Here is a 22,973-nt window from a genome sequence, read left to right on the forward strand (position 1 = left end):
GCCCGCCTGCGGGCCGGTAGGCCCGCGCCCGCCTGCGGGCCGCTGAGCCACGCGCCCGGCCAGGGGCCCGCGAGCCTGCCCGTTCCGTCCGGTGACTTGAGTTGGCGGCGCTATGAGGTTTACGATTCAAACCACTTTGCAGGATCGAGGGGTTTGCATGACGGAAGACGAGCGCGCACCGAGTCCCGAGGAGATGCTCCGCGTCATCGAGGAGCAGAGCGCCGCCACCGCCAAGTGGCTCTCCGGCGATCCGCTGCTGCTCTACATCCCGTGGGGCGTGGCCTGGCTGCTCGGCTTCACGGCGCTGTTCCTGCACTACGGCCTCGACGGCCGCCCGTACGCGCCGATCTCCCAGCCGCAGGCCGTGGGCGTGCTGCTGGCGGGCCTGATCGTGGCGGGGGCCGTCGCCGCGCGCGGCTTCGTGGGGATGAACAGACGGGTCCGCGGAGACTCGAACGCGCGAGGGGCGATGTTCGGCTACTCCTGGTTCGCGGGCTTCCTGCTCATGAACATCATCTGCTCCAGGATGAGCCCCCACCTGCCGCCCCAGGAGAGCGGCCTGATGTGGGGCGGCAGCTCGCTGATGCTGGTGGCGGTGCTGTACATGGCGGGCGGCGCGGTCTTCCTGGCCTGGCCGATGTTCTTCTTCGGCGTCTGGATCGCCGGCGTCAACGGGCTGGGCGTGCTGCTCGGCGCCGGCTGGCACGCGCTGCTGTCGGCGGTGCTGCTGGGCGGCGGGTTCATCGCCGTGGGGATCGTGGTGAGGCTGCGCACGTGACCGCGGACGACAGGGCGCTGCCCGAGCTCGACCCCGTCATCCACGCCCAGGCCAGGCTGCGGGTGGTGGCCACGCTCAACGTCCTCGCGGAGGGGGACGAGATGGCCTTCAACTCGCTGAAGGACCTGCTCGGCATGACGGCGGGAAATCTGTCGGTGCATCTGACCAAGCTGGAGGAGGCCGGATACGTGGCCATCAACAAGACGCATCGGGGCCGCACGCCGGTCACGTTCGCGCGGCTCACCAAGCGCGGGCGGCTGGCGTTCGAGGACTACACCGCGGCGATCCGCACCCTGCTCGACAACGCTGGAGGCTCGTGATGACGGTTCTGGCCCGGGCGATCGAGGTCTCCCGCCGATACGGCGACGTGCTGGCGCTCGACCGCGTCTCGCTCGACATCAGGGCGGGTGAGCTGGTCGGCCTGCTCGGCCCCAACGGCGCGGGCAAGTCCACCCTGATCAACCTGTTCGTGGGGCTGCGCCGGCCGACGTCGGGCGCGGTCGAGCTGTTCGGCGGCTCGCCCGGGGATCCGGTCATGCGCCGCGGCATCGGCGTGACCCCGCAGGAGACGGGGCTGCCGGAGACGTTACGGGTCGGCGAGATCGTCGACTTCGTCTCGGCGCACTTCCCCGAGCGCGAGGACAGAGGCGAGCTGCTGGCCCGCTTCGGGCTGAGCGACCTGGTCAGGCGGCAGGTCGGCGGGCTGTCCGGCGGGCAGCGGCGGCGGCTGGCGGTGGCGCTGGCGTTCGCGGGCAAGCCCCGGCTGGTCTTCCTGGACGAGCCGACGACCGGGCTCGACGTGGAGGCCCGGCGCACGCTCTGGGAGGGCATCAGGTCCTTCCACGAGGGCGGCGGCACGGTGCTGCTGACCAGCCACTACCTGGAGGAGATCGAGGCGCTGGCCGAGCGGGTGGTGGTGGTCGGCTCCGGCCGGGTGCTGGCCGACGACACCGTGCGCGCCGTACGCGACATCGTGGGCGTGCGGCGCGTCTCGCTCGTCGCGGATGACCTGCCCGAGCTGCCCGGCGTGCTCGGCTCCGAGCGCGTGGACGGGCGGGTCAGCCTGATGACCACCGACCCCGACCGGCTGGTCGTCGAGCTCGTACGCAGCGGCACGCCGTTCTCGGGCCTGGAGATCAGGCCCACCACCCTCGAGGAGGCCTTCCTCACCCTCACCACGAAGGAGCCGGCCCATGCCTGAGCTGGTCGTCGCGCACACGAGACTCTTCCTGCTGGAGCAGCTCAGGGTGCCGGTCGGGCTGCTGGCGAGCTCGCTGTTCCCGGCCATCTCGATGGTGGCGTTCGTGGTGCCGTTCGCGGGCGACGATCCGAGGGCCGCGACCATGGCGACGGGGTCGATGATGTTCTTCGGCGCGATGGCCGGGACGCTCGTCAACCTGAGCATCACCGTGGCCCAGGACCGCGAGCTGCCGTGGAACCCGTACCTGCGCACCCTGCCCGCGGGCCCGGTCCCCCGCTTCACCGGGCGGATCCTGGCGGCGCTGGCCGGCACGCTGGTCTCGGTGGTGCCGGTGCTGCTGGTGGCGGCGTTCCTCACCGAGGCCACGACCACGCCGCTGCGGCTGCTGCTGGGGCTGGGCGCGCTGGTCGTCGGGGTGGTGCCGTTCATGCTGATGGGCCTGTTCATCGGGTCGGTGATGTCGGCCAAGGCGGCGATCGCCGCCTCGCAGGTGCTGTTCTTCCCGATGGCGATCGTGGGCGGGCTGCTGCTGCCGCCGGCGATCCTGCCCGACTTCATCGAGGTCGTCTCCCCGTACGTGCCGACGCGGGGCGTCGCCGAGCTGCTGTGGGCGGTCACGGCGGGCACCACCCCGAACGCGGTGGCGCTGATCTCGCTGGCCGGCTGGACCGTGGTGGCGGCGATCGCGGCGGCCTGGGCCTACCGGCGCGACGAGGGCCGGCGCTTCTCCTAAGGGGACGAGCCTCCTAGGGGGACGAGCCTCCTAGGGGAACGGGCCCGCTTCAGCGTGGAAGCCGGGCCCGGTGACCGGGGGGGTGTGCCGCCGAGTCCGCAGCGATCTCAACGGCACACCCGTCCATGAGGGGGTCCTTGTTACTTGTTCTCCGAGAGCGTGACGTTGACCTCCTGGGTCGCGCCATCCCTCATATATGTGATCTTGACCTCTTGGCCCGGTTTGAAACCTCTGACCTGCCCGACAACCGTATCGCCTCCGTCAACCGCCTTGTCGCCGATCTTCGTGATCAGGTCGCCTTCCCTCAGCCCCGCCTGCTCGGCCGGGCTTCCCGCGGTGACCTGCCGGACCAGGGCTCCGGGCACGTCGCCGGTCGCGTCGGTGACGCTCACGCCGAGGAAGGCGTGGGTGACCTTGCCGGTGCTGATGAGCTGGTCGGCCACCTGCTTGGCGGTGTTGACCGGGATGGCGAAGCCGACGCCGCCGCCGGCGGCCTGCGAGGCGATCGCGGTGTTGATGCCGACGAGCTGGCCCGCCGCGTTGACCAGCGCGCCGCCGGAGTTGCCCGGGTTGATGGAGGCGTCGGTCTGGATGGCGCCGCCGATGGTGGTGGGCGCGCTCTGCTGCTGCCGCTGCTCGCCCCAGCCCGGCGGGACCTGCGGCTGGTCGTCGCCGAGGTTGAGCGTGCGGTCCAGGGCGCTGATGATGCCGGCGGTGACGGACCCGTCGAGGCCGAGCGGGCTGCCGATGGCGAGCACCGAGTCGCCGACCCTGAGCTGGTCGCTGTCGCCGAGCGAGGCCTCGGTCAGCCCCGAGACGCCTTCGGCGCGGATGACACCGAGGTCGGTGGCGGGGTCGGTGCCGACCACGCTGGCCTTGGCCGTCTTGCCGTCGCTGAACTTGACGGTCATCTGACCGCCCTGCCCCGCGCCGACGACCACGTGGTTGTTGGTGAGGATGAGCCCGTCCTCCGACAGCACCACGCCGGAGCCCTCGCCGCTCTGGCCCTGGATCATCACGACGGAGGGCTGCACCTTGGCGGCGACCTCGGCCACGGTGAGCTGGTCGGAGGCGGACCTGAAGACGGGGCTGGGCGAGCTGGGGCTGCTACTGGCGACCGGCTCAGGCTGGAACGAGGTGGCGACGACGGCCCCCACGACACCGCCGCCGACCGCCATCGCGGCCAGCGCCAGTCCCGCGATGGCCTTCTGCGCGGCGGTGAGACCGTGCTTCCCCGACGGCGGAGGGGGCGGGGGTGCGGGCACCTCCATGGCGATCGTGTCCCGCCGGGGGAAGCCCCCGGCGGCCGGCGGGGTGGCGCCGAACTGGCTCCACCCGCCGGTGCCCTGCTCGCGAGGCTCGTTCGCGTTCATCTTCCATCTCCCTCAAATCCCGATGATTCAAGGGTGTCAACAAGCGCGTAAGACCTGGTTAAGCCGATGATTCAGCGGGGTCGGCCCGGCCTGACGAAGCCCTTATCGACCGAGGTGGGGCCGGGGGATGCCGGGCCGGAAAGATCTCCATGATTTTTACCCGGCCGCCGGCCAGTACTCGTCGCGCAGCAGCCGCTTGTAGAGCTTGCCCGTCGGGTGCCTCGGCAGCTCCTCGCGGAAGTCCACCGACTTGGGGCACTTGTAGTGCGCCAGCTGCTCCCGGCAGTACGCGATCAGCTCCGCCTCCAGCGCCGGCCCCGCCTCGGCCATGGACACCGGCTCGACCACGGCCTTGACCTGCTCGCCCATCTCCTCGTCCGGGACGCCGAAGACCGCCACGTCGGCCACCTTCGGATGCACCGAGAGCACGTTCTCGGCCTCCTGCGGGTAGATGTTCACGCCGCCGGAGATGATCATGTACGAGCGGCGGTCCGTGAGGTACAGGAAGCCGTCCTCGTCCAGGTAGCCGATGTCTCCGAGGGTGGTCCAGCCGCGCCCGAGCGGGTCCTGGGACGAGCGGGTCTTGTCGGGGTCGCCGTGGTACTCGAAGCGGCCGCCGTTCTCGAAGTAGATCGTGCCGTGCTCGCCGGGCGGCAGGTCGTCGCCGTCCTCGTCGCAGATGTGCACGACGCCGAGCAGGGAGCGGCCGACCGTGCCCTTGTGCCGGAGCCAGTCGTCGGGGCCGACGTAGAGGAAGCCGTTGCCCTCGGTGCCCGCGTAGTACTCGTGGATGATGGGGCCCCACCAGTCCATCATCTGTTCCTTGACGGGGACGGGGCAGGGGGCGGCGGCGTGGATGGCGTACTGGAGTGTTGAGATGTCGTACTTGGCGCGGATCTCTTCCGGCAGCTTGAGCATCTTGATGAACATCGTCGGCACGAGCTGCGAGTGCGTCACCCCGTACCGCTCCACCAGCGCCAGGTACCGCTCGGGATCGAAGCGCTCCATCACCACGACCGTGGCCCCGAGCCGCTGGAAGGTCAGGCTGTAGCGCAGCGGCGCGGCGTGGTAGAGCGGCGCGGGCGAGAGGTAGACGCTGTCGGGCGTGGGCGCGAACAGGCCCTGGATCAGCTTGAACAACATGCCGGGCTCGTCGAGCGGGCCGTGCGTGGCGGCCAGCTTGACGCCCTTGGGGCGGCCCGTGGTGCCGGAGGAGTAGAGCATGTCGGCGCCCAGGCACTCGTCCTCGATCGGGGTGACCGGCTGCTTGGCCACCGCCTCCTCGTACGACTCGAAGCCCTCGGCCACGCCGTCCAGCATGAGGCGCAGCTCGACGCCGGGGGTCGCGCCGGTGATCGAGGTGGCGACGGCGGCCAGGTCCGCGCTGGAGATGAAGACCCGCGCCCCGCAGTTGCCGACGATGTAGGCCAGCTCGTCGGTCTGCAGCCGCGAGCTGACAGGGGTGTAGTACAGGCCCGAGCGGTGCGCGGCCCACGCGATGGCCAGGAAGCGGGGGTGGTTGGCGAGCATGAACGCGATGTGGTCACCCGGCCGCAGCCCCGCCGCGCGGAACAGGTGGGCCAGGCGGTTCGACTCTTCGTCCAGTTCGCGGAAGGTGATGACTTGCCCGGAGCCCGCCATGATCACAGCGGGCTTGTCGGGGGTGACGGCTGCGATGGCTCCCGGATGCATGAACAGAACAGTATTCGGTTGATCGCCCGCCGCGCCAGAACCCGCGTGGTGCAGCCGCGGCCTCCCGTCGAGGCCGCGGCTGCGGGTCACTCGGCGGCGATGACCGAGCCCTCGTACTTCTGCTTGATGAAGTCCTTGACCTTCTGGTCCTGCAGCAGCTTGCCGAGGGTGACGATGTTCGCGTCCTTCTCGTGGCCGGCCTGCACGACCAGGCCGTTCACGTACGGGTTGCCCTCGGTCTTCTCCAGCACCAGCGCCTGCGTGGCAGGCTTGAGGCTGGCCTCGATGGCGTAGTTGCCGTTGATCACCGCGGCGTCCACGTCCTCCAGCGAGCGCGGGAGCTGCGCCGCCTCCAGCGGCTTGAACTGCAGGTTCTTCGGGTTGCCCGTCACGTCGCGCTCGGTGGCGGCGGTGCCGACGCCGTCCTTGAGCGTGACGAGGCCGTTGTCGGCGAGCAGCTTGAGGGCGCGGCCGAGGTTGGTGGCGTCGTTGGGCAGGGCGACGGTGGCGCCACTGGCCAGGGCGGACACGTCCGTGATCTTCTTGGAGTAGAGGCCGAGCGGCTCCAGGTGCACCGGCGTGACGAAGCTCAGCTTGGTGCCCTTGGTGGAGTTGAAGTCGTCGAGGTACGGCTTGTGCTGGAAGAAGTTGGCCGTGAGCTGCCCCTCGTCGAGCTGCACGTTCGGCTGCACGTAGTCGGTGAACTCCACGACCTCCAGCTTGAGGCCGGCGGCCGGGGCCAGGTTGTCCTTGACGAAGTTCAGGATCTCGGCGTGCGGCACGGGGCTGGCGCCGACCTTCAGCACGGCGTCGGCGCCCTGCGACGCCGCGGTGTCGGCGCCGGTCCCCGTCGCGGACTGCGACGTGCCGCATGCGGCGAGCGACAGAGCCAGCGCGACGGCACCTACAAGGCGGTGAATTTTCATGATTTTTCCTTACTTATGCGAAAGGCGCCGAGCGACCCAGTCGCCCAGGCTCTGCAGGAGTTGCACGATCACGAGCAGCAGCACGACCGTCACGATCATGAGGAGCGTCTCGAACCGCTGGTAGCCGTACCGGACCGCCAGGTCGCCCAGCCCGCCGCCGCCGAGCGTGCCGGCCATGGCGGAGTAGCCGATCAGCGCGACGACGGTGACGGTGAGGCCCGCCACCAGGCCGGGCAGCGCCTCGGGCAGCAGGACCTTGCGCACGATCTCGGTCCTGCTCGCACCCATGGCCTGGGCCGCCTGCACCACGTCCGTGCCGACCTCGCGCAGCGCGGTCTCGACCAGCCGGGCGAAGAACGGCACCGCCCCCACGGTCAGCGGCACCACGAACGCGGCGGTCCCGATGGTGGTGCCGACGACGAGCCGGGTGAACGGGATGATCGCGATCATCAGCACGATGAACGGCAGCGACCGCCCGATGTTGACCACGAACCCGAGCCCCGACTTGAACGCGGGCAGCGGCCGCAGCCCGTCCCGGTCGAACACCACGAGCGCCACGCCCAGCGGCAGCCCGAGCAGCACGGTGAACAGCGTGGCCCAGCCCACCATCACGGCGGTCTCCACCGTCGCCGGCCACAGCAGCGGCAGCATCTCTTCCCAGGTCACGGCGCCTCCTCCACGATCAGTCCGGAATCACGCAGGTACGCCAGCGCGGCAGGGGCCTCGGCCCCGTCCAGCGCCACCCGCAGGCGGCCGACGGACCCCGCGGCCAGGTCCTCGATGGAGCCGCCGAGGATGCTCAGGTCCACGTCGAACTTGCGCACCACCTCCGACACCACGGGCCGGCCCGGCTCGCCGGTGAACGTCAGCGTCACCGAGCCGGACGGCGCGGGCTCGGGCAGCGGGAAGATCTCCCTGGTCAGTCGGGATCCCGGCGTCCTGATCAGGTCGGCGATGGAGCCGGACTCCTCGATGCGGCCCTGCGCCATGATGGCGACCGAGTCGCAGACGCTCTTGACCACGTTCATCTCGTGGGTGATGAGCAGGATCGTCAGGCCCAGCTCCGCGTTCAGCCGCTTGAGCAGGGCCAGGATCGACTGCGTGGTGGCCGGGTCGAGCGCGGAGGTGGCCTCGTCCGACAGCAGCACCGACGGGTTGCCCGCCAGCGCCCTGGCGATGCCGACGCGCTGCTTCTGGCCGCCGGAGAGCTGGTGGGGGCGGTGCTTGCCGCGCCCCTCCAGTCCGACCAGCTCCAGCAGCTCGCCGACGCGGCGCTCGCGCTCGGCCCTGGGCACGCCCATGACCTCCAGGGGGAAGGCCACGTTCCCGGCGACCGTGCGGGAGGAGAGCAGGGCGAAGTGCTGGTGGATCATGCCGATGCGCTGCCTGGCGCGGTTCAGGTCGCGGTCGGCGAGCGCGGTGAGGTCCTGGCCGGCGACGGTGACGGTGCCCGCGGTGGGGCGCTCCAGCAGGTTGACGCAGCGCAGGAGCGTGCTCTTGCCGGCGCCGCTCTGGCCGAGCACGCCGTGGATCTCGCCTTCGCGCACGTGCAGGTCCACGCCGTCCAACGCGACGGTCGTGCCGTACTGCTTGCGCAGGCCTGAAGCCTGGATCACTGGGAATCCCCATGACTGAGGGCGGCCGGGGCCGCGGGAACGTACATCACCGGTGGAGGAGGGCTCCGGCCCTCAGCGGGTGCCGGGGTGGAAGGGCAGGTGGCTCAGCCTGCGCAGCACGAAACCAGGTGCGATCATGATGGCCTTCGAGGAGAACGGGCGGGACGGGTCGCTCTTAACGGGCAGGCATTCGCCCCATACGCATGCGGCGACACGCGGCCCCCATCATGGGGACGCCGCGACCGGTCGCGTATGCCTCGTTCACGCCCTTGCTAACGCCGGGGTTAGATCCCCATATTCCTGATCTGTTTCGTGATCTGCATCACTGCGCGTGAGCGCCGGCATGCGAACGCCCCGCCGCGCGCCCTGGGAAGGCCGGGCGCGGCGGGGCGTTCGTCCTGGGGTCAGGCCGCCACGGAGGAGGCGACCTTGGCCGACGTGAGCGCGATGTCCAGCACCTCGCGCACGTCGCTGACGGTGTGGATGGTCAGCTCCTTGCGGACCTCCTCGGGCACGTCGTCCAGGTCCGGCTCGTTGCGGGCCGGGATGAGGACGGTCGTGATGCCCGCCCGGTGCGCCGCCAACAGCTTCTGCTTGACGCCGCCGATCGGCAGCACCCGCCCGGTCAGCGAGATCTCGCCGGTCATGGCCACGTCGCCGCGCACCTGCCGCCCGGACAGGAGCGAGGCCAGCGCCGTCGTCAGCGTCACGCCCGCCGAGGGGCCGTCCTTCGGCACCGCGCCGGCCGGGAAGTGCACGTGCACCGAGCGGTCCTTCAGCGCGGTGACCGGCAGCTCCAGCTCCGCGCCGTGCGAGCGCAGGTAGGACAGCGCGATCCGCGCCGACTCCTTCATCACGTCGCCGAGCTGGCCGGTCAGGGTCAGGCCCGTCTCGCCGGTCTCCGGGTCGGCCAGGGACGCCTCGACGTACAGGACGTCGCCGCCGGCCCCGGTGACCGCCAGGCCGGTGGCCACGCCGGGCACCGAGGTGCGCTGCTTGGCCTCGGGCAGCGACGACTCCGGCACGAACCTCGGCCGGCCGATGTAGTCGACCAGGGAGCTCTCGCCCACGGTGACGGGCAGCTCGTCCTTGGCCGCCACCTTGCGCAGGATCCTCGCGACCGAGCGCTCCAGCGAGCGCACGCCGGCCTCACGGGTGTACTCGGCGGCCAGCCTGCGCAGCGCCGCGTCCTCGACCTTGACCTCCTCGGCGGTCAGCCCGGCCAGCTCCAGCTGCCTGGGCAGCAGGTGGTCACGGGCGATCGCGACCTTCTCGTCCTCGGTGTAGCCGTCGAGCGTGACGACCTCCATGCGGTCGAGCAGCGGCCCGGGGATGGCCTCCAGGACGTTGGCCGTGGCCAGGAACAGCACGTCGGACAGGTCGAGCTCGACCTCGAGGTAGTGGTCGCGGAACGTGTGGTTCTGCGCCGGGTCGAGCACCTCCAGCAGGGCGGCCGTGGGGTCGCCGCGGTAGTCGGCGCCGACCTTGTCGACCTCGTCGAGCAGGACGACCGGGTTCATCGAGCCGGCCTCGCGGATGGCGCGCACGACGCGGCCGGGCAGCGCGCCGACGTAGGTGCGCCGGTGGCCGCGGATCTCGGCCTCGTCGCGGACGCCGCCGAGCGCGACGCGGACGAACTTGCGGCCCATCGCGCGGGCCACGGACTCGCCCAGCGAGGTCTTGCCGACTCCGGGAGGGCCGGCCAGGGCCAGCACGGCGCCGCTGCGGCGGCCGCCCACCACGCCGAGGCCCTTGTCCTGGCGGCGCTTGCGCACGGCCAGGTGCTCGATGATGCGGTCCTTGACGTCGTCGAGGCCCGTGTGGTCGGCGTCGAGCACGGCCCTGGCGCCGGCGATGTCGTAGTTGTCCTCGGTGCGGTCGTTCCACGGGATGTCGAGGACGGTGTCGAGCCAGGTGCGGATCCAGCCGGTCTCAGGGGACTGGTCGGGCGTCCGCTCCAGCTTGTCGACCTCCTTGAGCGCGGCCTCGCGCACCTTCTCCGGCAGGTCGGCGGCCTCCACCCGGGCGCGGTAGTCCTCCTCCTCGCTCTCGGTGGAGTCGCCGTTGAGCTCCTTGAGCTCCTTGCGGACGGCGGCGAGCTGCTGGCGCAGGAGGAACTCGCGCTGCTGCTTCTCCATGCCCTCCTGGACGTCCTTGCGGATCGTCTCGGCGACGTCGAGCTCGGCGAGGTGGTCGCGGGACCACTCGATCAGCCTGGCCAGCCGCTCGGCCGGGTCGGCCGCCTCCAGCAGCTCGACCTTCTGCGCCGTGCTCAGCCACGGGGTGTAGCCGGAGCTGTCGGCCAGCACGGAGGGGTCGTCGATCGTGTTGACCTGGTCGACCACCTGCCAGGCGCCGCGCTTCTGCAGGATGGTGGTGGCCAGCGCCTTGTACTCCTTGGCCAGCTCCTGGGCGCGCTCACCGGCGGCGACGGTGTCGATCGTCTCGGCCTCGACCCACAGTGCGGCGCCGGGGCCGGTCGTGCCGGTGCCCACGCGAACCCGGTTCACGCCGCGCACGACGGCGGCGGGCTCGCCGCCCGGCAGCCTCCCGACCTGCTCGACAACGGCCTGCACGCCGATCGCGCCATAACGGCCGTCTATCCGGGGAACGAGGAGGACCCGTGGCTTGTTGCCACCGGATGCACGGGCCGCGTCTATGGCGGCGCGCACCTCGGAGTCGGACAGGTCCAGCGGAACCACCATGCCCGGCAGGACGACCTCGTCGTCCAGCGGCAGGACCGGGAGGATCAAGCTCTCACTCATGCGAACTCCAAAGGGTTGAGTTATACCGGCTCAACTCATCGGAGCCCCTGCCTGTTCCCTTCCTTGCCGATGTTCGCTCACGGCGATCGTAATGATGTAATCGCTACCTTCGGGTGACGGGAACGTCAGACCCTGGGGTGACGACCCGGCGCGCGTGCGCTCGTAAGCTTGACCAGGTGATCCTCGTCCAGCGCGCCCGCTCGCTCGGCCGGTCGCTCGCCCGCCTGCGCCCGTGGGGGCGGGCGCGTGAGGGCGCCGCCGAGACCGCCGGCGCGCGTGACGAGGGGCGGGGCGAGCGGGCCGAGCGGGTCAAGCGGGCCGGGCAGGTGGTCGGGCGGCCGTTCGCGCTGGCCCTGTTCCAGGGGGACGCCGATCCCCCGCCCGCCACGCGCCGCCTGCGGCTGAAGGTCCCCCGCCAGATGGAGGCGCTGGTCCCCTACCAGTCGTGGGACCTGGTCCAGGTGGCCGACCTCCTGCTGGCGTTCGTCCTGTACGGCATCACGATCAGCACCACCCTCGACTGGAACGAGAGCGCCGCCCGCGCCTACGCCGCCGACCCGGCCGCGCACGGTCCCGCCCCGCTGATCTTCTCCTACCTGGCCGCGATCGGCGTCTCCCTGCCCGTCGCCCTGCGCGACCGGTGGCCGCTGGCGGCGTGGCGGGTCGCCTTCGTGATGTCGCCCGTGGTCATCTGGCTGACCCTCTCGATCGGCGAAGGCGAGCCGCCCTACATCATCACGGCGATCATCATGTACCCGCTGGTCCTCTACTCGGTGGCGGTCCGGTGCGAGCGGCGGATCACGGCGGGCGTGTGGGTCCTCACGGTCCTCACCCTGTGGATCGTCCACCCCGACTCGATGTTCATCGCCTCGATCATCGCGTCGGTCGCCGTGCTGTTCGGCTACAACGTGCGGGCCCGGCGCACCGCCACGGCCCGCCTGGTGGAGGAGGAGCAGCGCACGCGGCAGGCGGAGGGCGCGCAGGCGGTGCTGGAGGAGCGCGCCCGCATCGCCCGCGAGCTGCACGACGTGGTGGCGCACCACATGTCGGTGATCGCCATCCAGGCGGAGGCGGTGCCGCTCAAGGCGGCCGGCGACGTGGCGCAGCTCGAGGCGGGCCTGGCCGAGATCCGGGGGCTGTCGCTGGAGGCCATCGCGGAGCTGCGCCAGGTGCTGGGCGTGCTGCGCGACCCCCAGGGCCGCACCGACACCGCGCCGCAGCCGGGGCTCGACCGGATCGACGAGCTGGTCTCCAACGCGCGCGCCACCGGGCTGGCCGTGCTGGTCAAGCGGTCCGGCGCGCTCGACGGGCTGCCGCAGGCCGTGGAGCTGTCGGCGTACCGGATCGTGCAGGAGTCGCTGTCCAACGCGATGCGGCACGCGCCCGGCGCCACCGTCGCGGTGGAGATCGCCCGCCGGGGCGAGGAGCTGCGGCTGCGCGTCGCCAACGGCGCGGGCACCGAGCCCGGCACGGCGCAGGAGGCGCGCGGGGCGGGGCAGGGGCTGGTGGGCATGCGGGAGCGGGCGGTGCTGCTCGGCGGCACGCTCGACGCGGGCCCCGTCGCCGGTGGAGGCTTCGAGGTGCTCGCGGCGTTACCGATCGCGGAGAGGAAGAGCGTTTGATCCGGGTTCTGATCGCCGACGACCAGGGCATGGTGCGCACCGGGTTCACGGTGTTCCTGAGCGGCCAGCCCGACATCGAGGTCGTGGGCGAGGCGGCGGACGGGCGGGAGGCGGTCGAGCGGGCCGCCGAGCTGAGCCCCGACGTGGTGCTCATGGACGTGCGCATGCCGGTCATGAACGGCCTGGAGGCGACCAGGGAGCTCATGGCACGGCAGAGCACGGCCAAGGTGCTCATCCTGACGACGTTCGACCTCGACGACTACGTCTACGAGGCGTTGCGGGCCGGGGCCAGCGGGTTCCTGCTCAAGGACGCCTCGGCCGCGCAGCTCGCCGAGGCCGTCCGCGTGGTGGCGGCCGGGGAGGCGCTGATCGCCCCGGCGATCACCAAGCGGCTGATCACCGAGTTCGCCCGGATGGGCGCGCCGCGGCCGATCGCGGGGCGGCGCCTCGACGAGCTGACCGAGCGGGAGACGGAGGTGCTCAGCCTGGTCGCGCAGGCGCTGTCCAACCAGGAGATCGCCGAGAAGCTGTTCGTGGCCGAGCAGACGGTCAAGACGCACGTGGGGCGGATGCTGATGAAGCTCGGCCTGCGCGATCGGGCTCAGGCGATCGTGTACGCGTACGAGACGGGGCTGGTGCGCCCGGGCGAGTGACCGCGCGCGTGCGGTCACTCGCGTTCCCCTCCACCGGCCCGCGTCGTACAGTCGGCGGATGGACCCGGTTGAGCTCTTCCATCAGGTGGCGGCCACCGTTCCCGCCTACGGCAGGTTCCTCGCCGAGCACGGCGTCGATCCCGCGAAGGTGACGGCCGCGGCGGACTTCGCGCGGCTCCCCATGACGACCAAGGACAACTACACCCACCGCCACCCCCTGCCGGACCTGTGCAGGAACGGCGTGATCGGCGACCTGATCGCCGTCTCCTCCGGGTCCACGGGCGTGCCGTCGTTCTGGCCGCGCTCGGCGGCGGACGAGCGGGTGATCGCCGACCGGTTCGAGGAGGTGTTCGGCGGCTCGTTCGCCGCCCGCGAGCGCCGTACGCTGGCCGTGGTCTGCTTCGCCCTGGGCACCTGGGTGGGCGGCCTGTTCACCGTCGCCTGCTGCCGCCACCTGGCCGAGCGCGGCTACCCGATCACCGTGGTCGCCCCCGGCACCGACCGGCGGGAGATCGTGCGGGTGATCCCCGAGCTGGCGCCGCACTTCGACCAGGTCGTGCTGCTGGGTTACCCGCCGTTCCTGAAGAACGTCATCGACACCGAGGACCTGCCCTGGGCGAGCTGGAACGTCAGGCTGGTGACGGCGGGCGAGGTGTTCAGCGAGGAGTGGCGGGCGCTGGTCGCCGAGCGGGCCGGCATCGCCGACCCCGTACGCGGCATCGCCTCCCTGTACGGCACCGCCGACGCGGGCGTCCTGGGCAACGAGACCCCCTTGTCGGTGGAGATCCGCCGTTTCCTGTCCGCCCGGCCCCGGCAGGCCAGGGAGCTGTTCGGCGAGTCGCGGCTGCCGACGCTCGTGCAGTACGACCCCGGTGTGCGCTTCTTCGAGGAGCACGAGGGCACCCTGCTGTTCTCCGGCGACAACGGCGTCCCGCTCGTCCGCTACCACATCGCCGACGAGGGCGGCGTCCTCCCGTACCGGGAGCTGCTGGACTTCGTGCGGCGGCACGGCTTCGAGCCGCGGCCGAAGACGTACGCGGACGGGCCCGAGCGCCCGTTCGTGTACGTCTTCGGCCGCAGCCACTTCACCGTGTCCTACTACGGCGCGAACGTCTACCCGGAGAACATCGCGATCGGCCTGGAGCAGCCGGGGGTGAGCCCGTGGGTGACGGGCAAGTTCGTGCTGGAGGCGGCCGAGGACGAGCGGCACGACCGGCACCTGACCGTGACGGTGGAGCTGATGCCCGGGGAGAAGCCCTCCGAGGAGATCGCCCACGCGGTCAGCGAGTCGATCCTGGCGCAGTTGCTGCGGCTGAACAGCGAGTTCGCGGCGTACGTGCCGGTACCGCAGCAGACGCCGTTCATCAGGCTGCGGGAGTCGGGCGACCCGGACTACTTCCCGCCGGGCGCCAAGCACCGTTACACCCGGTAGGCCCAGAGTTTTCCCTAGCGCGGCCCCTGGGGGGACACGGGCGGCGGGGCCTACCGTCAGGGAGGTCGGCGCTTCGACGGGGCAGGTGACGGCACATGCTGGATGATCTCGGCCGGTTGTTCGCCTGGCCGGCGGCTTCGCTCGCCGGGCCCGGGTCCCTCCGGACGCGACGGCCTTCACCACGGCCACGTGGCCGGCCGTCATGGCGACCGGCCCCTCCCCCGGCGGCGCCGTGGACGAGGGCGAGTTGTGGGGCTTCGTCGCCTGTCTGAAGGCGACGAACCGGTACGCGTTCGCCCAGGCGTTCGGCCGCTTCGGCGTGGACGTCGCCACGGAGTGGGGCCGGAACGGCGCGGAGCTGTTCAACCCGGGCCAGCGCAAGTACACCGGCCGCCCTGCCGTGCCGCGGGAGGGCGGCGGGGCGCGCGAGCTGGGCACGGTGGAGGAGTTCGACCTGTTCCGCGACTGGCACTGGTTCTACCGCGTCCAGATGGCCGGCCGTACCGTGGACGGCTTCCGCCGCGCGATGTGGGACATGGCGCGGCTGCGCGTCCGCGACGTCGGCGAGACGCCCTGGGACGGCCCCGCGGAGCCGCCCACCTGGACGGTCCCCGGCCCGGAGGGCCCGCGCCCGGCCAGGATCAAGGACGTGATCACCTCCGAGCGGGGCGTGGCGCGAACATGGTCTCGGCCGGCCTGACACCTGGGGCGACGCCGCCGAGGCGGCGCTGGTCGCGCGGCTGCGGGCGCAGGGCGGGGCGTCGGTCGAGTACGTGCACGAATGGCCGCGCCAGGTGTCCGGGAGCCGCGGCTTCACGCTGCCGTACGAGCTGCTGCCCGACCACGGCGACGGACGGCGGCTCGACCCGGCGCGCGGCTCGTTCCTGCTCGACGCCGGCGGGCTCCCACCGGAGCCCTGGCCCCGCCCTGGCGCTGGCCCGGCCCTGGCCCCGCGGAGCCGGGTCAGGGCTCGCGGCGCACGGCCACCAGCGCGACGTCGTCCTCGCGCACCCCGAACGCGTCCAGCATGCGCTCGGCGAACTCCTCCAGGTCGTCCTCGACGGTCTCGGCGAGCTCCCTGGCCCTCTCCAGGCTCTCGTCCAGCGAGATCGCGCGGTCCTCCACCAGCCCGTCGGTGAACAGCAGCAGCGTCCCGCCTGGCGGCAGCTTCAGCCGGTCCACCGTGTACGTCTCCGGCAGCGCCCCCAGCAGCAGGTTCCCCAGGTGGTGGTAGGTGCCGCCGGGCCCGGCGAACAGGGGCGGGATGTGGCCGGCGTTGGCCACCTCGACCTCGCCCGTGGCCGGGTCGATGAGCATCAGGCAGAGGGTGGCCGTCATGCGCGGGTGGTAGCGCCGCATCATCTGGTTGAGCAGGTCGAGCGAGGCGCTGAGGTCCACCTGCCCGATGAACGAGGCCCGCATCGCGTGCCGCAGCTCGGCCATCACGGTCGCGGCGTGCAGCGAGTGCCCCTCCACGTCGCCGATGGCCACCAGCACCCGGTCGCCGATCGGCAGCACCTCGTAGAAGTCGCCGCCCACCTCGATGTTGTCGGCGGCCGGCTGGTAGCGCATCGCCACCCGCAGGCCCGGCACCTCGGGGATGCGGGTGGGCAGCAGGCTGCGCTGCAGGGTCAGCGCGATCGCGTGCTCCTCGGTGTAGGCGCGCAGCGCGGCCACGGCCAGGGCGAGCTGCTGCCCGAGCTGGCGCAGCAGGTTCACCTCGTCGGCGTCGAGCGGGGGCTCGCTCTCCACGCCCAGGTAGATGGGCGAGCCGGAGTTCTTCGTGCGGCAGAGCACGCCCGTGCTGCTGCCCTCGATCTGCACGTCCGGCAGCAGCCCGCGCCACTCCTGCGCGTGCAGCGTGAACACGTGGGAGCGCTGCGCCTCCCGCTGCACCATGCCGCTCAGGCGGTCCAGCAGGTCGGGCCCGGCGGGATGGGAGGTGGCCGGCTCGCCGGGGCGGGCGCGGAAACGGCGTGTGCGCCCGTCGGGCAGGAGCGCCAGCGTGCCGCAGAAGCGGCCCAGCACACCGGCCGAGCCCTCGACCGCGACCGACAGCAGCTCGTCGAACGTCTCGGCCTCGTTCATGCGCAGCGTCACGTCCGCCAGCCCCGCCAGGCGCTCGGCCATCTGCTCGGCCCGCCACCGCGCCCGGTAGTAGCGCAGCATGGCCTCCACCGTCGCGGCGAACTCGGCCGGCTCGATCGGCTCGGCCAGGTACGCGTCGGCGCCCCGCTCCAGCCCCTCCGCGCGGTCGGCCACGGTGATGGCGTCGGCCGACACCTGGATGACGGGGATCGAGGCGGTCGCCGGGTCGGCCTTGATCCGCTCGCACACCTCGTGGCCGGGGATGTCGGGCAGCCGCACGTCCAGGATGACCAGGTCCACGTGCTGGGTGGCGAGCGTGGCCAGCGCCTCCTCGCCGCCGCTCGCCTCGATCACTTGATGCCCGGCGCGGCGCAGCCAGCTCGACAGGATGTAGCGCTTGGTCGGCGTGTCGTCCACCACCAGCACGGTCGCCGTCTCGCTCACGCCTGCCCTCCCATCGCGCTGCGGATGGCCTGGAGCAGGTCCTCCCTGCGCAGCCCGTGCTTGTCCAGCACGACCACGCCGCCGGAGGCGCGCTGGGGCGCGATCGTGACCACCACCACCGGGATGCCCGCCAGCCTTTCGTCCTCGGCCATGCGCTGGAGCAGCACGTGGCCGTCCACGCGCGGCATGAGCAGGTCCACCAGGATCACGTCGGGCGGGCTCACCGCCATCAGGTCGAGCGCGGCGGCGCCGTCGGCGGCCTCGTCCACGTTCGCGGCGAAGCCGTGCAGCATGCGGCGGGCGGCGGCGCGGAACACCTCGTCGTCGTCCGCGATCAGCACGCGCTCCAGCTCGGGCGGGCCGCTGTAGTGCGGCAGCCGCAGCGTGACCGCGGTGCCCTCGCCCGCCGTGCTGGCCAGCTCCAGCGTGCCGCCGAGCGCCTCGGCGAGCCTGCGCGCGTACGGCAGGCCCAGGCCCGTGCCCCTGGACCTGACCTGGAGGGAGCCCGGCACCTGGTAGAAGTCCTCGAACACCCGCGTCAGGTGCTCCGGCGCGATGCCGATGCCGGTGTCGGCCACGACGATGACGGCCTCACCCTTGGCCTGGTCGAGGTGGGCCTCTAGGCGGACCTCGCCGCGTACGGTGAACTTGACCGCGTTCGACAGCAGGTTGCGCAGGATGCGCAGCAGCATGACCTCGTCCACGTACAGCTCGGCGACCTCGGCGGCCACCTCGTGGCGCAGCTCGACGCCGTTGCTGGCGTTCGGGCGCAGCATCACGTGGAGCTGCTCGGCCATCCGTGTCAGCTCCACGGCCGACGGCTGCGGGTCCAGGCGGCCCGACTCGGCCTTGGCCATGTCGAGCAGCTCGCTGACGAGCTCCAGCAGGGTCTCGGTCGAGCTGCCGATGAGCCGCACCTGGTGGGCCTGCTCCTCCGTCATGGGGTCGCCGCCCGGCCCGATCAGCAGCCTGACCAGGCCGATCACGGAGTTCAGCGGGGTGCGCAGCTCGTGGCTGACGGTGGCCCAGAACCGGTTCCTGGCCTCGTTGGCCTCCCTGAGCTGGCTGGACTTCTCGTCCAGCTCGGCGTACAGGGCGACCACTCCCCTGTTGGTCTCCTCCAGCTCGGCCGAGAGCTGGTTGTACATCGCCATCACGCCCGAGTTGGTCTCCTCCAGCTCGGCGTTGAGCCGCAGGAGGTCCTCCAGCGTCTCGGCCAGCTCCCTGTTCTGCTCGCGCAGCTCGTCCATGGCGGAGACCGGGGAGAGGGCGGTCAGCCTGGCGCGGATCTCCGCCACCGGGACGGGCGGCCGGCGGGCGAGCAGCCGCTTGGCGAGCGTGACGCTGCCCTCGTTCACCATGATCTCGTCGACCAGCCTGCCCGCCAGCTTCAGGCCCTCCAGGCCGGACAGGTCGGAGTGCCGCTCGTGCTCCAGGGTGATGAACAGGTGCCGGTCGCCGAGCGCGAGGACCGCGATCGAGCCGGTGCCGAACAGCTCGCGGCCGGCCTCGCTGAGCGCCGTCGCCACGCGGACCTGGTCCTGCGGCTCCAGGCCGGCCAGCTCGGCGGCGGCGCGGCCGAGCCGGCGCAGGACGAAGACGTCCTGGTCGGCGTCGAGCCGGACGCGGATGAGCTCGGTCACCTCGGCCTCGGGCTTAGCCATGCCGCGTCGTCTCCTGGCTGGGCGGCGCGCTCTCCTGGGCGGGCCTGACCGTCACCACGCAGGCGTCGTCGCGCCTGCTGCCCGCCTCGCGCATCAGCCCGGCGGCGATCACGGCGGGCGTGCGGGAGAACAGGCCGGGCAGCAGCTTGGGGTCCCAGCGCTCCGTCAGCCCGTCGGAGTGCAGGACGACGGTGGCGTAGCCGGGCAGCTCGTAGGTGTACTGGCGCAGCCGCCCGCCCTGGTGGCCGGCGATCCCCGGCACCGACACCATCCCCTGCCTGCCCTCGGCGTGCGCGACCCAGCCGGAGACGTTGCCGAGCCCGGCGTAGTGCACCTGGCCCCGCTCGACGCGGGCCACCGCGATCGCGCCGCCCCGGGTGCCCTTCATGCCGGCGTGCAGGCGCTCCACGATCGCGACCGGCTCCTGGTCCCGTACGGCGAGGAACAGCTCCACGGCCCGCTGCGTGGCCTGCGCGGCGATGAGGCCGTGCCCGAGCCCGTCGCAGACGAGCACGGTCGTGACCTGGCCCGCCTCGGCGATGGCGAACCCGTCGCCGCACACCGTCTCGTCTCCGATCGGCTTGGTCAGCCCGCTGGCCCGCAGCGGCGGCCCCGGCGCGGCGCCCGCGGTGAAGTGCATGGCCAGCACGGTGCCCTTGCCCGGCAGGGAGTGCACGTCGTAGCCGGTGGCGATGCGGGAGATCGCGCCCAGGCCGATGCCCAGCGTGCCCGAGGTCGAGTAGCCGTCGCGCAGCGCGCGAGCCACGTCAGCCATGCCCGGCCCCTTGTCCACGGTGATCAGCTCGACCGTGGTGGGGGCCTCCGGATGGGGGCGCACGATGACGGTGCCCTCCATGGCGTGCTTGACGAGGTTGGAGACCGCCTCGCTCACGGCCACGGCCGTCTGCCCGATGAGCGTCTGGTCGAAACCCGCCGCCTCGGCCAGCTCGACGGCCTTCCTGCGTACCGCGCCGACCGCGCTGGGGTCCTCGGCGCGGACCCAGCCGGTCATCGCGACCACTTCGTCACCGTCACGGTCGTGCCCTTGCCCGGCTCGGAGACCAGGTCGAACTCGTCGACCAGCCGGCGCGAGCCGCCGAGGCCCAGCCCCAGGCCGCCGCCGGTGGTCCAGCCGTCGGTGAGGGCCTGCTCCAGGTCGGGGATGCCGGGGCCCTCGTCGCTGAAGACCAGCTTGAGGCCGCGCCGCAGCCCCTTCTGCACAACCTCCATGCGCACGTCGCCGCCACCGGCGTACACCAGGGCGTTGCGCGCCAGCTCGCTGGCGGCTGTGATGATCTTCGTCTGGTCGACCAGGGACAGGCCCACCTCCACGGCGAGGCTCCTGACGAGCTGGCGGACGCCGACGACGTCCGCACTGCCGGCGATGACGACCTCGCGTTCGCCGCTCACCTGGTCGCGCTCCTGATGTGGTCCAGTAGCGCAACCCCCTTCTCCAGATTGAGTGCCGTACGGACGCCGCCGAGCGAGAGCCCGAGCTCCACCAGCGTGATCGCCACGGCGGGCCGCATGCCGACCACCACGGTCTGGGCGTCGAGCATGCTGCACATGGAGGCGATCGTGGCCAGCATCCGGCCGATGAACGAGTCGACGATCTCCACGGCGGAGATGTCGATGATCACGCCCTTGGCGCCGTTCTGGACGACCGCGTCGGCGAGGTCCTCCTGCAGGGCGAGCACGCCCTGGTCCTCCAGGTCCACCTGGATGGAGACGATGAGGACGTCTCCGAGTTTGAGGATGGGTATGCGCTGCACGGCTATCCGTTCTCCGCCCGGATCGCGATGCGCGTATCGCGAGCTCCGCTCACGTGGATCCCGGCGTGCTTGAAGGCGTGGGCCAGCGCGTCGGCCAGGGACGCCTTGGTGACGATGTCGCCGAACTCGATGCCGAGCGTGACGATGGTGTGCGCGATCTGCGGGCGGATGCCGGAGATGACGCACTCGGCGCCCATCAGGCGGGCGGCGACGACCGTCTTCAGCAGGTGCTGGGCGACCTGCGTGTCGACGGCGGGCACGCCGGTGATGTCGATGACCGCGTGCTCGGCGCCGGTGTCGACCAGCGTCTGCAGCAGCTTCTCCATGACCACCTGGGTCCTGGCGGAGTCGAGCGTGCCGACCAGCGGCACCGCCACGATGCCCTCCCACAGCTTGACCACCGGGGTGGACAGCTCCAGGAGTTGCTCGGCCTGGTCGAGGATGATCTTCTCGCGGGCTTCCGCGTACGTCTCGAACGTGAACAGGCCAAGGTCGTCGATCAGCCTGGAGAACCAGATGAAGCCGCGTGCCGCCTCGACACTCTCCGTGTCGAGCTCGACGACCTCGTACAGCGCCTCCTTCAGGCCGAAGACGGCCCTGGCGGTGTCGGCCGGGGCGAACCCGGCGCGGGCCCGCGAGCGCGAGAGCTCGGCGAGCAGGCCACGGACGTCGGCGAGGTCGTTCTTGCCCTCGTCCAGTGAGGTGAGCAGCGCCTGGTAGAGCTCGGTGAGCTCTTCGGACGACGCGTTGGCGATCTGTGCCCAGCGGCGGACGATCTGCTCCTGGTGGAGGCGGAGCAGCTCTTCGATGCGTCGCCTGGTCACATCGGCATGAACGGACAAAGATCTCTCCATGGAGGGCGGCTGGCTAGTTGCTCGTATGCTAGTGCGGATTGTCGGTGCCAGGGACTCCGATCGGATCCACTGCGCCGTTCCGGGGCCCCGCGGACCCCGGTTCCGCCCCACCCCCACGCCGGGTGACTGCGCGCTCTTCCGCACCACCGGCACCGCGCCGCCCACCGGCACGATCAGGCTCCACGCCGGCGCTCGCCCTCGTCCACGTGGCCAGCGCTTTCTCCTTGTACGGCGGCCCCTGGCACCGACCGGCCGCGACCAGCGGGCCCCCACGCTCCGTGACGTCCCCCGCACCCACAACCGGTGACGTCCCCGGCCCCTTGTCTGGTGACATCTCTCACCCCACGCCCCGGCGACGCTCCCGCCCTCGGCCCCGTGGCATCCCCCGCACCACGCCGGGTGAGATCCCACCCCGCACCTCCTTCGCCCTCCACCTCACCGTTGGAAGGCGGATGGGGTCGTGCCTGCCGCCTCCACCCCATCGAATCCGCATCACCCTCCGGTATGACGCCGATTTTCAAACTCCGCGGTGACGCGCGTCACATCCCCTTCTCCATAACGTCGCACCATGCTCAGAAACCTTGCCATCGCGAGCAGCGTCGCGGTGATCGGCACACTCCTGCTGTCGCCGTCCCAGCCGGGCGAGCGGCTGGTGAGGATCTACGGCAGCGACCTGGCGACGGCCGACCGGGTGGCGATCATCGTGCCCGGCGCCGACACCAGGGTGGCGACGTTCGACTCCAGCACCAGGCACCCCGGAGGCGCGGCCCGCGCCCTGCTGGCGGAGGCCGCCCGGCTGGCTCCCCACGAGCGGCTGGCCGTGATGGCATGGCTGGGCTACGACTCACCACCCACCCTGAGCCTGGCTGCCCTCACCGACGAGGCGGCCGTCGCCGGCGCCCAGGAGCTCCGCCGCACGGTCGCCGGCCTGCGCCGGCGCACCCCCGCCCCGATCAGCCTCCTCTGCCACAGTTACGGCTCCTACGCCTGCGCCCTCGCGGCCCCGGGCTTACCGATCGCCGACCTCGCCTTCATCGGCAGCCCCGGCGTCGGCGCAGCCCGCCAGGGCGCCGAGGGGCTCGACGTCCGAGGCGAGACCCCCTCGGGCGGGGTCCGGATCTGGGCCGGGCTCGGCGACGACGACTGGATCAGACTCGTGCCCAAGGCCAAGCTCGGCCCCCTCGGGTTCGGCACCGACCCGATGCAGGCCGCGTACGGCGCCCGCCGCTTCGAGACGGGCACGGGCGGCCACAGCGACTACTACACTCCGGGCACCCCGTCCCTGCGCAACCTGACCCTGATCGCCCTCGGCCGCCACCGGGAGGTGACCCGAGAGCAGGACGGCTCTTGACTCCCGCGT

Annotated in this window: 21 protein-coding genes; 9 read left to right on the top strand and 12 right to left on the bottom strand. The window is 71.8% G+C overall.

Annotated features, from left to right (window positions below; translation table 11 throughout):
* Nucleotides 1-157: 157 nt before the first annotated feature.
* Genes HD597_RS30415 through HD597_RS30430 form a run of 4 tightly spaced genes read left to right on the top strand, consistent with a single transcriptional unit; the run spans nt 158 to nt 2,712 of the window.
* On the top strand, nt 158-778 hold the full coding sequence (locus HD597_RS30415; RefSeq protein ID WP_253746379.1) for a hypothetical protein: 621 nt from the start codon (nt 158-160) through the stop codon (nt 776-778).
* A complete protein-coding gene (locus tag HD597_RS30420; protein WP_253746381.1) occupies nt 775-1,098 on the top strand; it encodes a winged helix-turn-helix domain-containing protein in 324 nt (107 codons plus the stop codon). Before HD597_RS30415 ends, HD597_RS30420 begins: the two co-directional genes overlap by 4 nt.
* A complete protein-coding gene (locus HD597_RS30425) occupies nt 1,098-1,979 on the top strand; it encodes an ABC transporter ATP-binding protein (RefSeq protein ID WP_253746382.1) in 882 nt (293 codons plus the stop codon). The genes HD597_RS30420 and HD597_RS30425 overlap by 1 nt, the downstream gene beginning before the upstream one ends.
* Nucleotides 1,972-2,712, top strand: a complete 741-nt coding sequence (locus HD597_RS30430) for an ABC transporter permease (RefSeq protein WP_253746383.1) — start codon at nt 1,972-1,974, stop codon at nt 2,710-2,712. Before HD597_RS30425 ends, HD597_RS30430 begins: the two co-directional genes overlap by 8 nt.
* Before the next feature lie 140 nt (nt 2,713-2,852).
* On the opposite strand, the gene HD597_RS30435 is transcribed toward HD597_RS30430, so the two are convergent.
* The 6 genes from HD597_RS30435 to lon form a co-directional block, all read right to left on the bottom strand.
* Nucleotides 2,853-4,085: a S1C family serine protease gene (locus HD597_RS30435; protein WP_253746384.1), complete on the bottom strand. Its 1,233-nt coding sequence runs from the start codon at nt 4,083-4,085 to the stop codon at nt 2,853-2,855.
* A 156-nt stretch (nt 4,086-4,241) separates the two neighbouring features.
* On the bottom strand, nt 4,242-5,777 hold the full coding sequence (locus tag HD597_RS30440) for an AMP-binding protein (RefSeq protein ID WP_253746385.1): 1,536 nt from the start codon (nt 5,775-5,777) through the stop codon (nt 4,242-4,244).
* A gap of 86 nt (nt 5,778-5,863) precedes the next feature.
* The gene (locus HD597_RS30445) at nt 5,864-6,703 is read right to left on the bottom strand and encodes a MetQ/NlpA family ABC transporter substrate-binding protein (RefSeq protein WP_253746389.1); all 840 of its coding nucleotides are present in this window, start codon (nt 6,701-6,703) and stop codon (nt 5,864-5,866) included.
* A gap of 9 nt (nt 6,704-6,712) precedes the next feature.
* Nucleotides 6,713-7,369: a methionine ABC transporter permease gene (locus HD597_RS30450; RefSeq protein ID WP_253746390.1), complete on the bottom strand. Its 657-nt coding sequence runs from the start codon at nt 7,367-7,369 to the stop codon at nt 6,713-6,715.
* A complete protein-coding gene (locus HD597_RS30455; protein ID WP_253746391.1) occupies nt 7,366-8,319 on the bottom strand; it encodes a methionine ABC transporter ATP-binding protein in 954 nt (317 codons plus the stop codon). Before HD597_RS30455 ends, HD597_RS30450 begins: the two co-directional genes overlap by 4 nt.
* 404 nt (nt 8,320-8,723) lie before the next feature.
* Nucleotides 8,724-11,084: an endopeptidase La gene (gene lon, locus HD597_RS30460; protein WP_253746392.1), complete on the bottom strand. Its 2,361-nt coding sequence runs from the start codon at nt 11,082-11,084 to the stop codon at nt 8,724-8,726.
* 176 nt (nt 11,085-11,260) lie between these two features.
* On the opposite strand from lon, the gene HD597_RS66020 reads away from it, so the two are divergent.
* From HD597_RS66020 to HD597_RS30480, 4 genes are all read left to right on the top strand, one after another.
* Entirely contained in the window at nt 11,261-12,706 is a 1,446-nt protein-coding gene (locus HD597_RS66020; RefSeq protein WP_253746393.1) for a sensor histidine kinase, read from the top strand.
* Nucleotides 12,703-13,359, top strand: coding sequence for a response regulator (locus HD597_RS30470; RefSeq protein WP_253746395.1), 657 nt, complete (start codon nt 12,703-12,705; stop codon nt 13,357-13,359). Before HD597_RS66020 ends, HD597_RS30470 begins: the two co-directional genes overlap by 4 nt.
* Nucleotides 13,360-13,417: 58 nt before the next feature.
* The gene (locus tag HD597_RS30475; protein WP_253746397.1) at nt 13,418-14,791 is read left to right on the top strand and encodes a phenylacetate--CoA ligase family protein; all 1,374 of its coding nucleotides are present in this window, start codon (nt 13,418-13,420) and stop codon (nt 14,789-14,791) included.
* 202 nt (nt 14,792-14,993) lie between these two features.
* The gene (locus HD597_RS30480) at nt 14,994-15,491 is read left to right on the top strand and encodes a hypothetical protein (RefSeq protein ID WP_253746398.1); all 498 of its coding nucleotides are present in this window, start codon (nt 14,994-14,996) and stop codon (nt 15,489-15,491) included.
* A 263-nt stretch (nt 15,492-15,754) separates the two neighbouring features.
* Here HD597_RS30480 and HD597_RS30485 read toward each other — a convergent pair whose 3' ends face one another.
* Genes HD597_RS30485 through HD597_RS30510 form a run of 6 tightly spaced genes read right to left on the bottom strand, consistent with a single transcriptional unit; the run spans nt 15,755 to nt 21,583 of the window.
* Entirely contained in the window at nt 15,755-17,323 is a 1,569-nt protein-coding gene (locus HD597_RS30485; RefSeq protein WP_253746399.1) for a fused response regulator/phosphatase, read from the bottom strand.
* Complete coding sequence (locus HD597_RS30490) at nt 17,320-18,987, bottom strand: ATP-binding response regulator (RefSeq protein ID WP_253746403.1); 1,668 nt, start codon at nt 18,985-18,987, stop codon at nt 17,320-17,322. The genes HD597_RS30485 and HD597_RS30490 overlap by 4 nt, the downstream gene beginning before the upstream one ends.
* Nucleotides 18,980-19,999, bottom strand: a complete 1,020-nt coding sequence (locus HD597_RS30495) for an ATP-binding protein (protein WP_253746406.1) — start codon at nt 19,997-19,999, stop codon at nt 18,980-18,982. The genes HD597_RS30490 and HD597_RS30495 overlap by 8 nt, the downstream gene beginning before the upstream one ends.
* On the bottom strand, nt 19,996-20,397 hold the full coding sequence (locus HD597_RS30500) for an anti-sigma regulatory factor (protein ID WP_253746407.1): 402 nt from the start codon (nt 20,395-20,397) through the stop codon (nt 19,996-19,998). Before HD597_RS30500 ends, HD597_RS30495 begins: the two co-directional genes overlap by 4 nt.
* Nucleotides 20,394-20,759: an STAS domain-containing protein gene (locus HD597_RS30505; RefSeq protein WP_253746408.1), complete on the bottom strand. Its 366-nt coding sequence runs from the start codon at nt 20,757-20,759 to the stop codon at nt 20,394-20,396. Before HD597_RS30505 ends, HD597_RS30500 begins: the two co-directional genes overlap by 4 nt.
* A gap of 2 nt (nt 20,760-20,761) precedes the next feature.
* Nucleotides 20,762-21,583, bottom strand: a complete 822-nt coding sequence (locus HD597_RS30510; RefSeq protein WP_372513420.1) for an STAS domain-containing protein — start codon at nt 21,581-21,583, stop codon at nt 20,762-20,764.
* Between the two features lie 598 nt (nt 21,584-22,181).
* On the opposite strand from HD597_RS30510, the gene HD597_RS30515 reads away from it, so the two are divergent.
* Complete coding sequence (locus HD597_RS30515) at nt 22,182-22,964, top strand: alpha/beta hydrolase (RefSeq protein ID WP_253746410.1); 783 nt, start codon at nt 22,182-22,184, stop codon at nt 22,962-22,964.
* The last annotated feature ends 9 nt before the right edge of the window (nt 22,965-22,973 follow it).

The organism is Nonomuraea thailandensis (assembly GCF_024172165.1).
Classification (GTDB): Bacteria; Actinomycetota; Actinomycetes; order Streptosporangiales; family Streptosporangiaceae; genus Nonomuraea; species Nonomuraea thailandensis.

Coding starts and splice junctions, on each gene's coding strand:
- HD597_RS30415 (WP_253746379.1), top strand. CDS start 158: ATGACGGAAGACGAGCGCGCACCGAGTCCCGAGGAGATGCTCCGCGTC.
- HD597_RS30425 (WP_253746382.1), top strand. CDS start 1,098: ATGACGGTTCTGGCCCGGGCGATCGAGGTCTCCCGCCGATACGGCGAC.
- HD597_RS30430 (WP_253746383.1), top strand. CDS start 1,972: ATGCCTGAGCTGGTCGTCGCGCACACGAGACTCTTCCTGCTGGAGCAG.
- HD597_RS30435 (WP_253746384.1), bottom strand. CDS start 4,085: ATGAACGCGAACGAGCCTCGCGAGCAGGGCACCGGCGGGTGGAGCCAG.
- HD597_RS30440 (WP_253746385.1), bottom strand. CDS start 5,777: ATGCATCCGGGAGCCATCGCAGCCGTCACCCCCGACAAGCCCGCTGTG.
- HD597_RS30445 (WP_253746389.1), bottom strand. CDS start 6,703: ATGAAAATTCACCGCCTTGTAGGTGCCGTCGCGCTGGCTCTGTCGCTC.
- lon (WP_253746392.1), bottom strand. CDS start 11,084: ATGAGTGAGAGCTTGATCCTCCCGGTCCTGCCGCTGGACGACGAGGTC.
- HD597_RS30475 (WP_253746397.1), top strand. CDS start 13,418: ATGGACCCGGTTGAGCTCTTCCATCAGGTGGCGGCCACCGTTCCCGCC.
- HD597_RS30480 (WP_253746398.1), top strand. CDS start 14,994: ATGGCGACCGGCCCCTCCCCCGGCGGCGCCGTGGACGAGGGCGAGTTG.
- HD597_RS30490 (WP_253746403.1), bottom strand. CDS start 18,987: ATGGCTAAGCCCGAGGCCGAGGTGACCGAGCTCATCCGCGTCCGGCTC.
- HD597_RS30495 (WP_253746406.1), bottom strand. CDS start 19,999: ATGACCGGCTGGGTCCGCGCCGAGGACCCCAGCGCGGTCGGCGCGGTA.
- HD597_RS30515 (WP_253746410.1), top strand. CDS start 22,182: ATGCTCAGAAACCTTGCCATCGCGAGCAGCGTCGCGGTGATCGGCACA.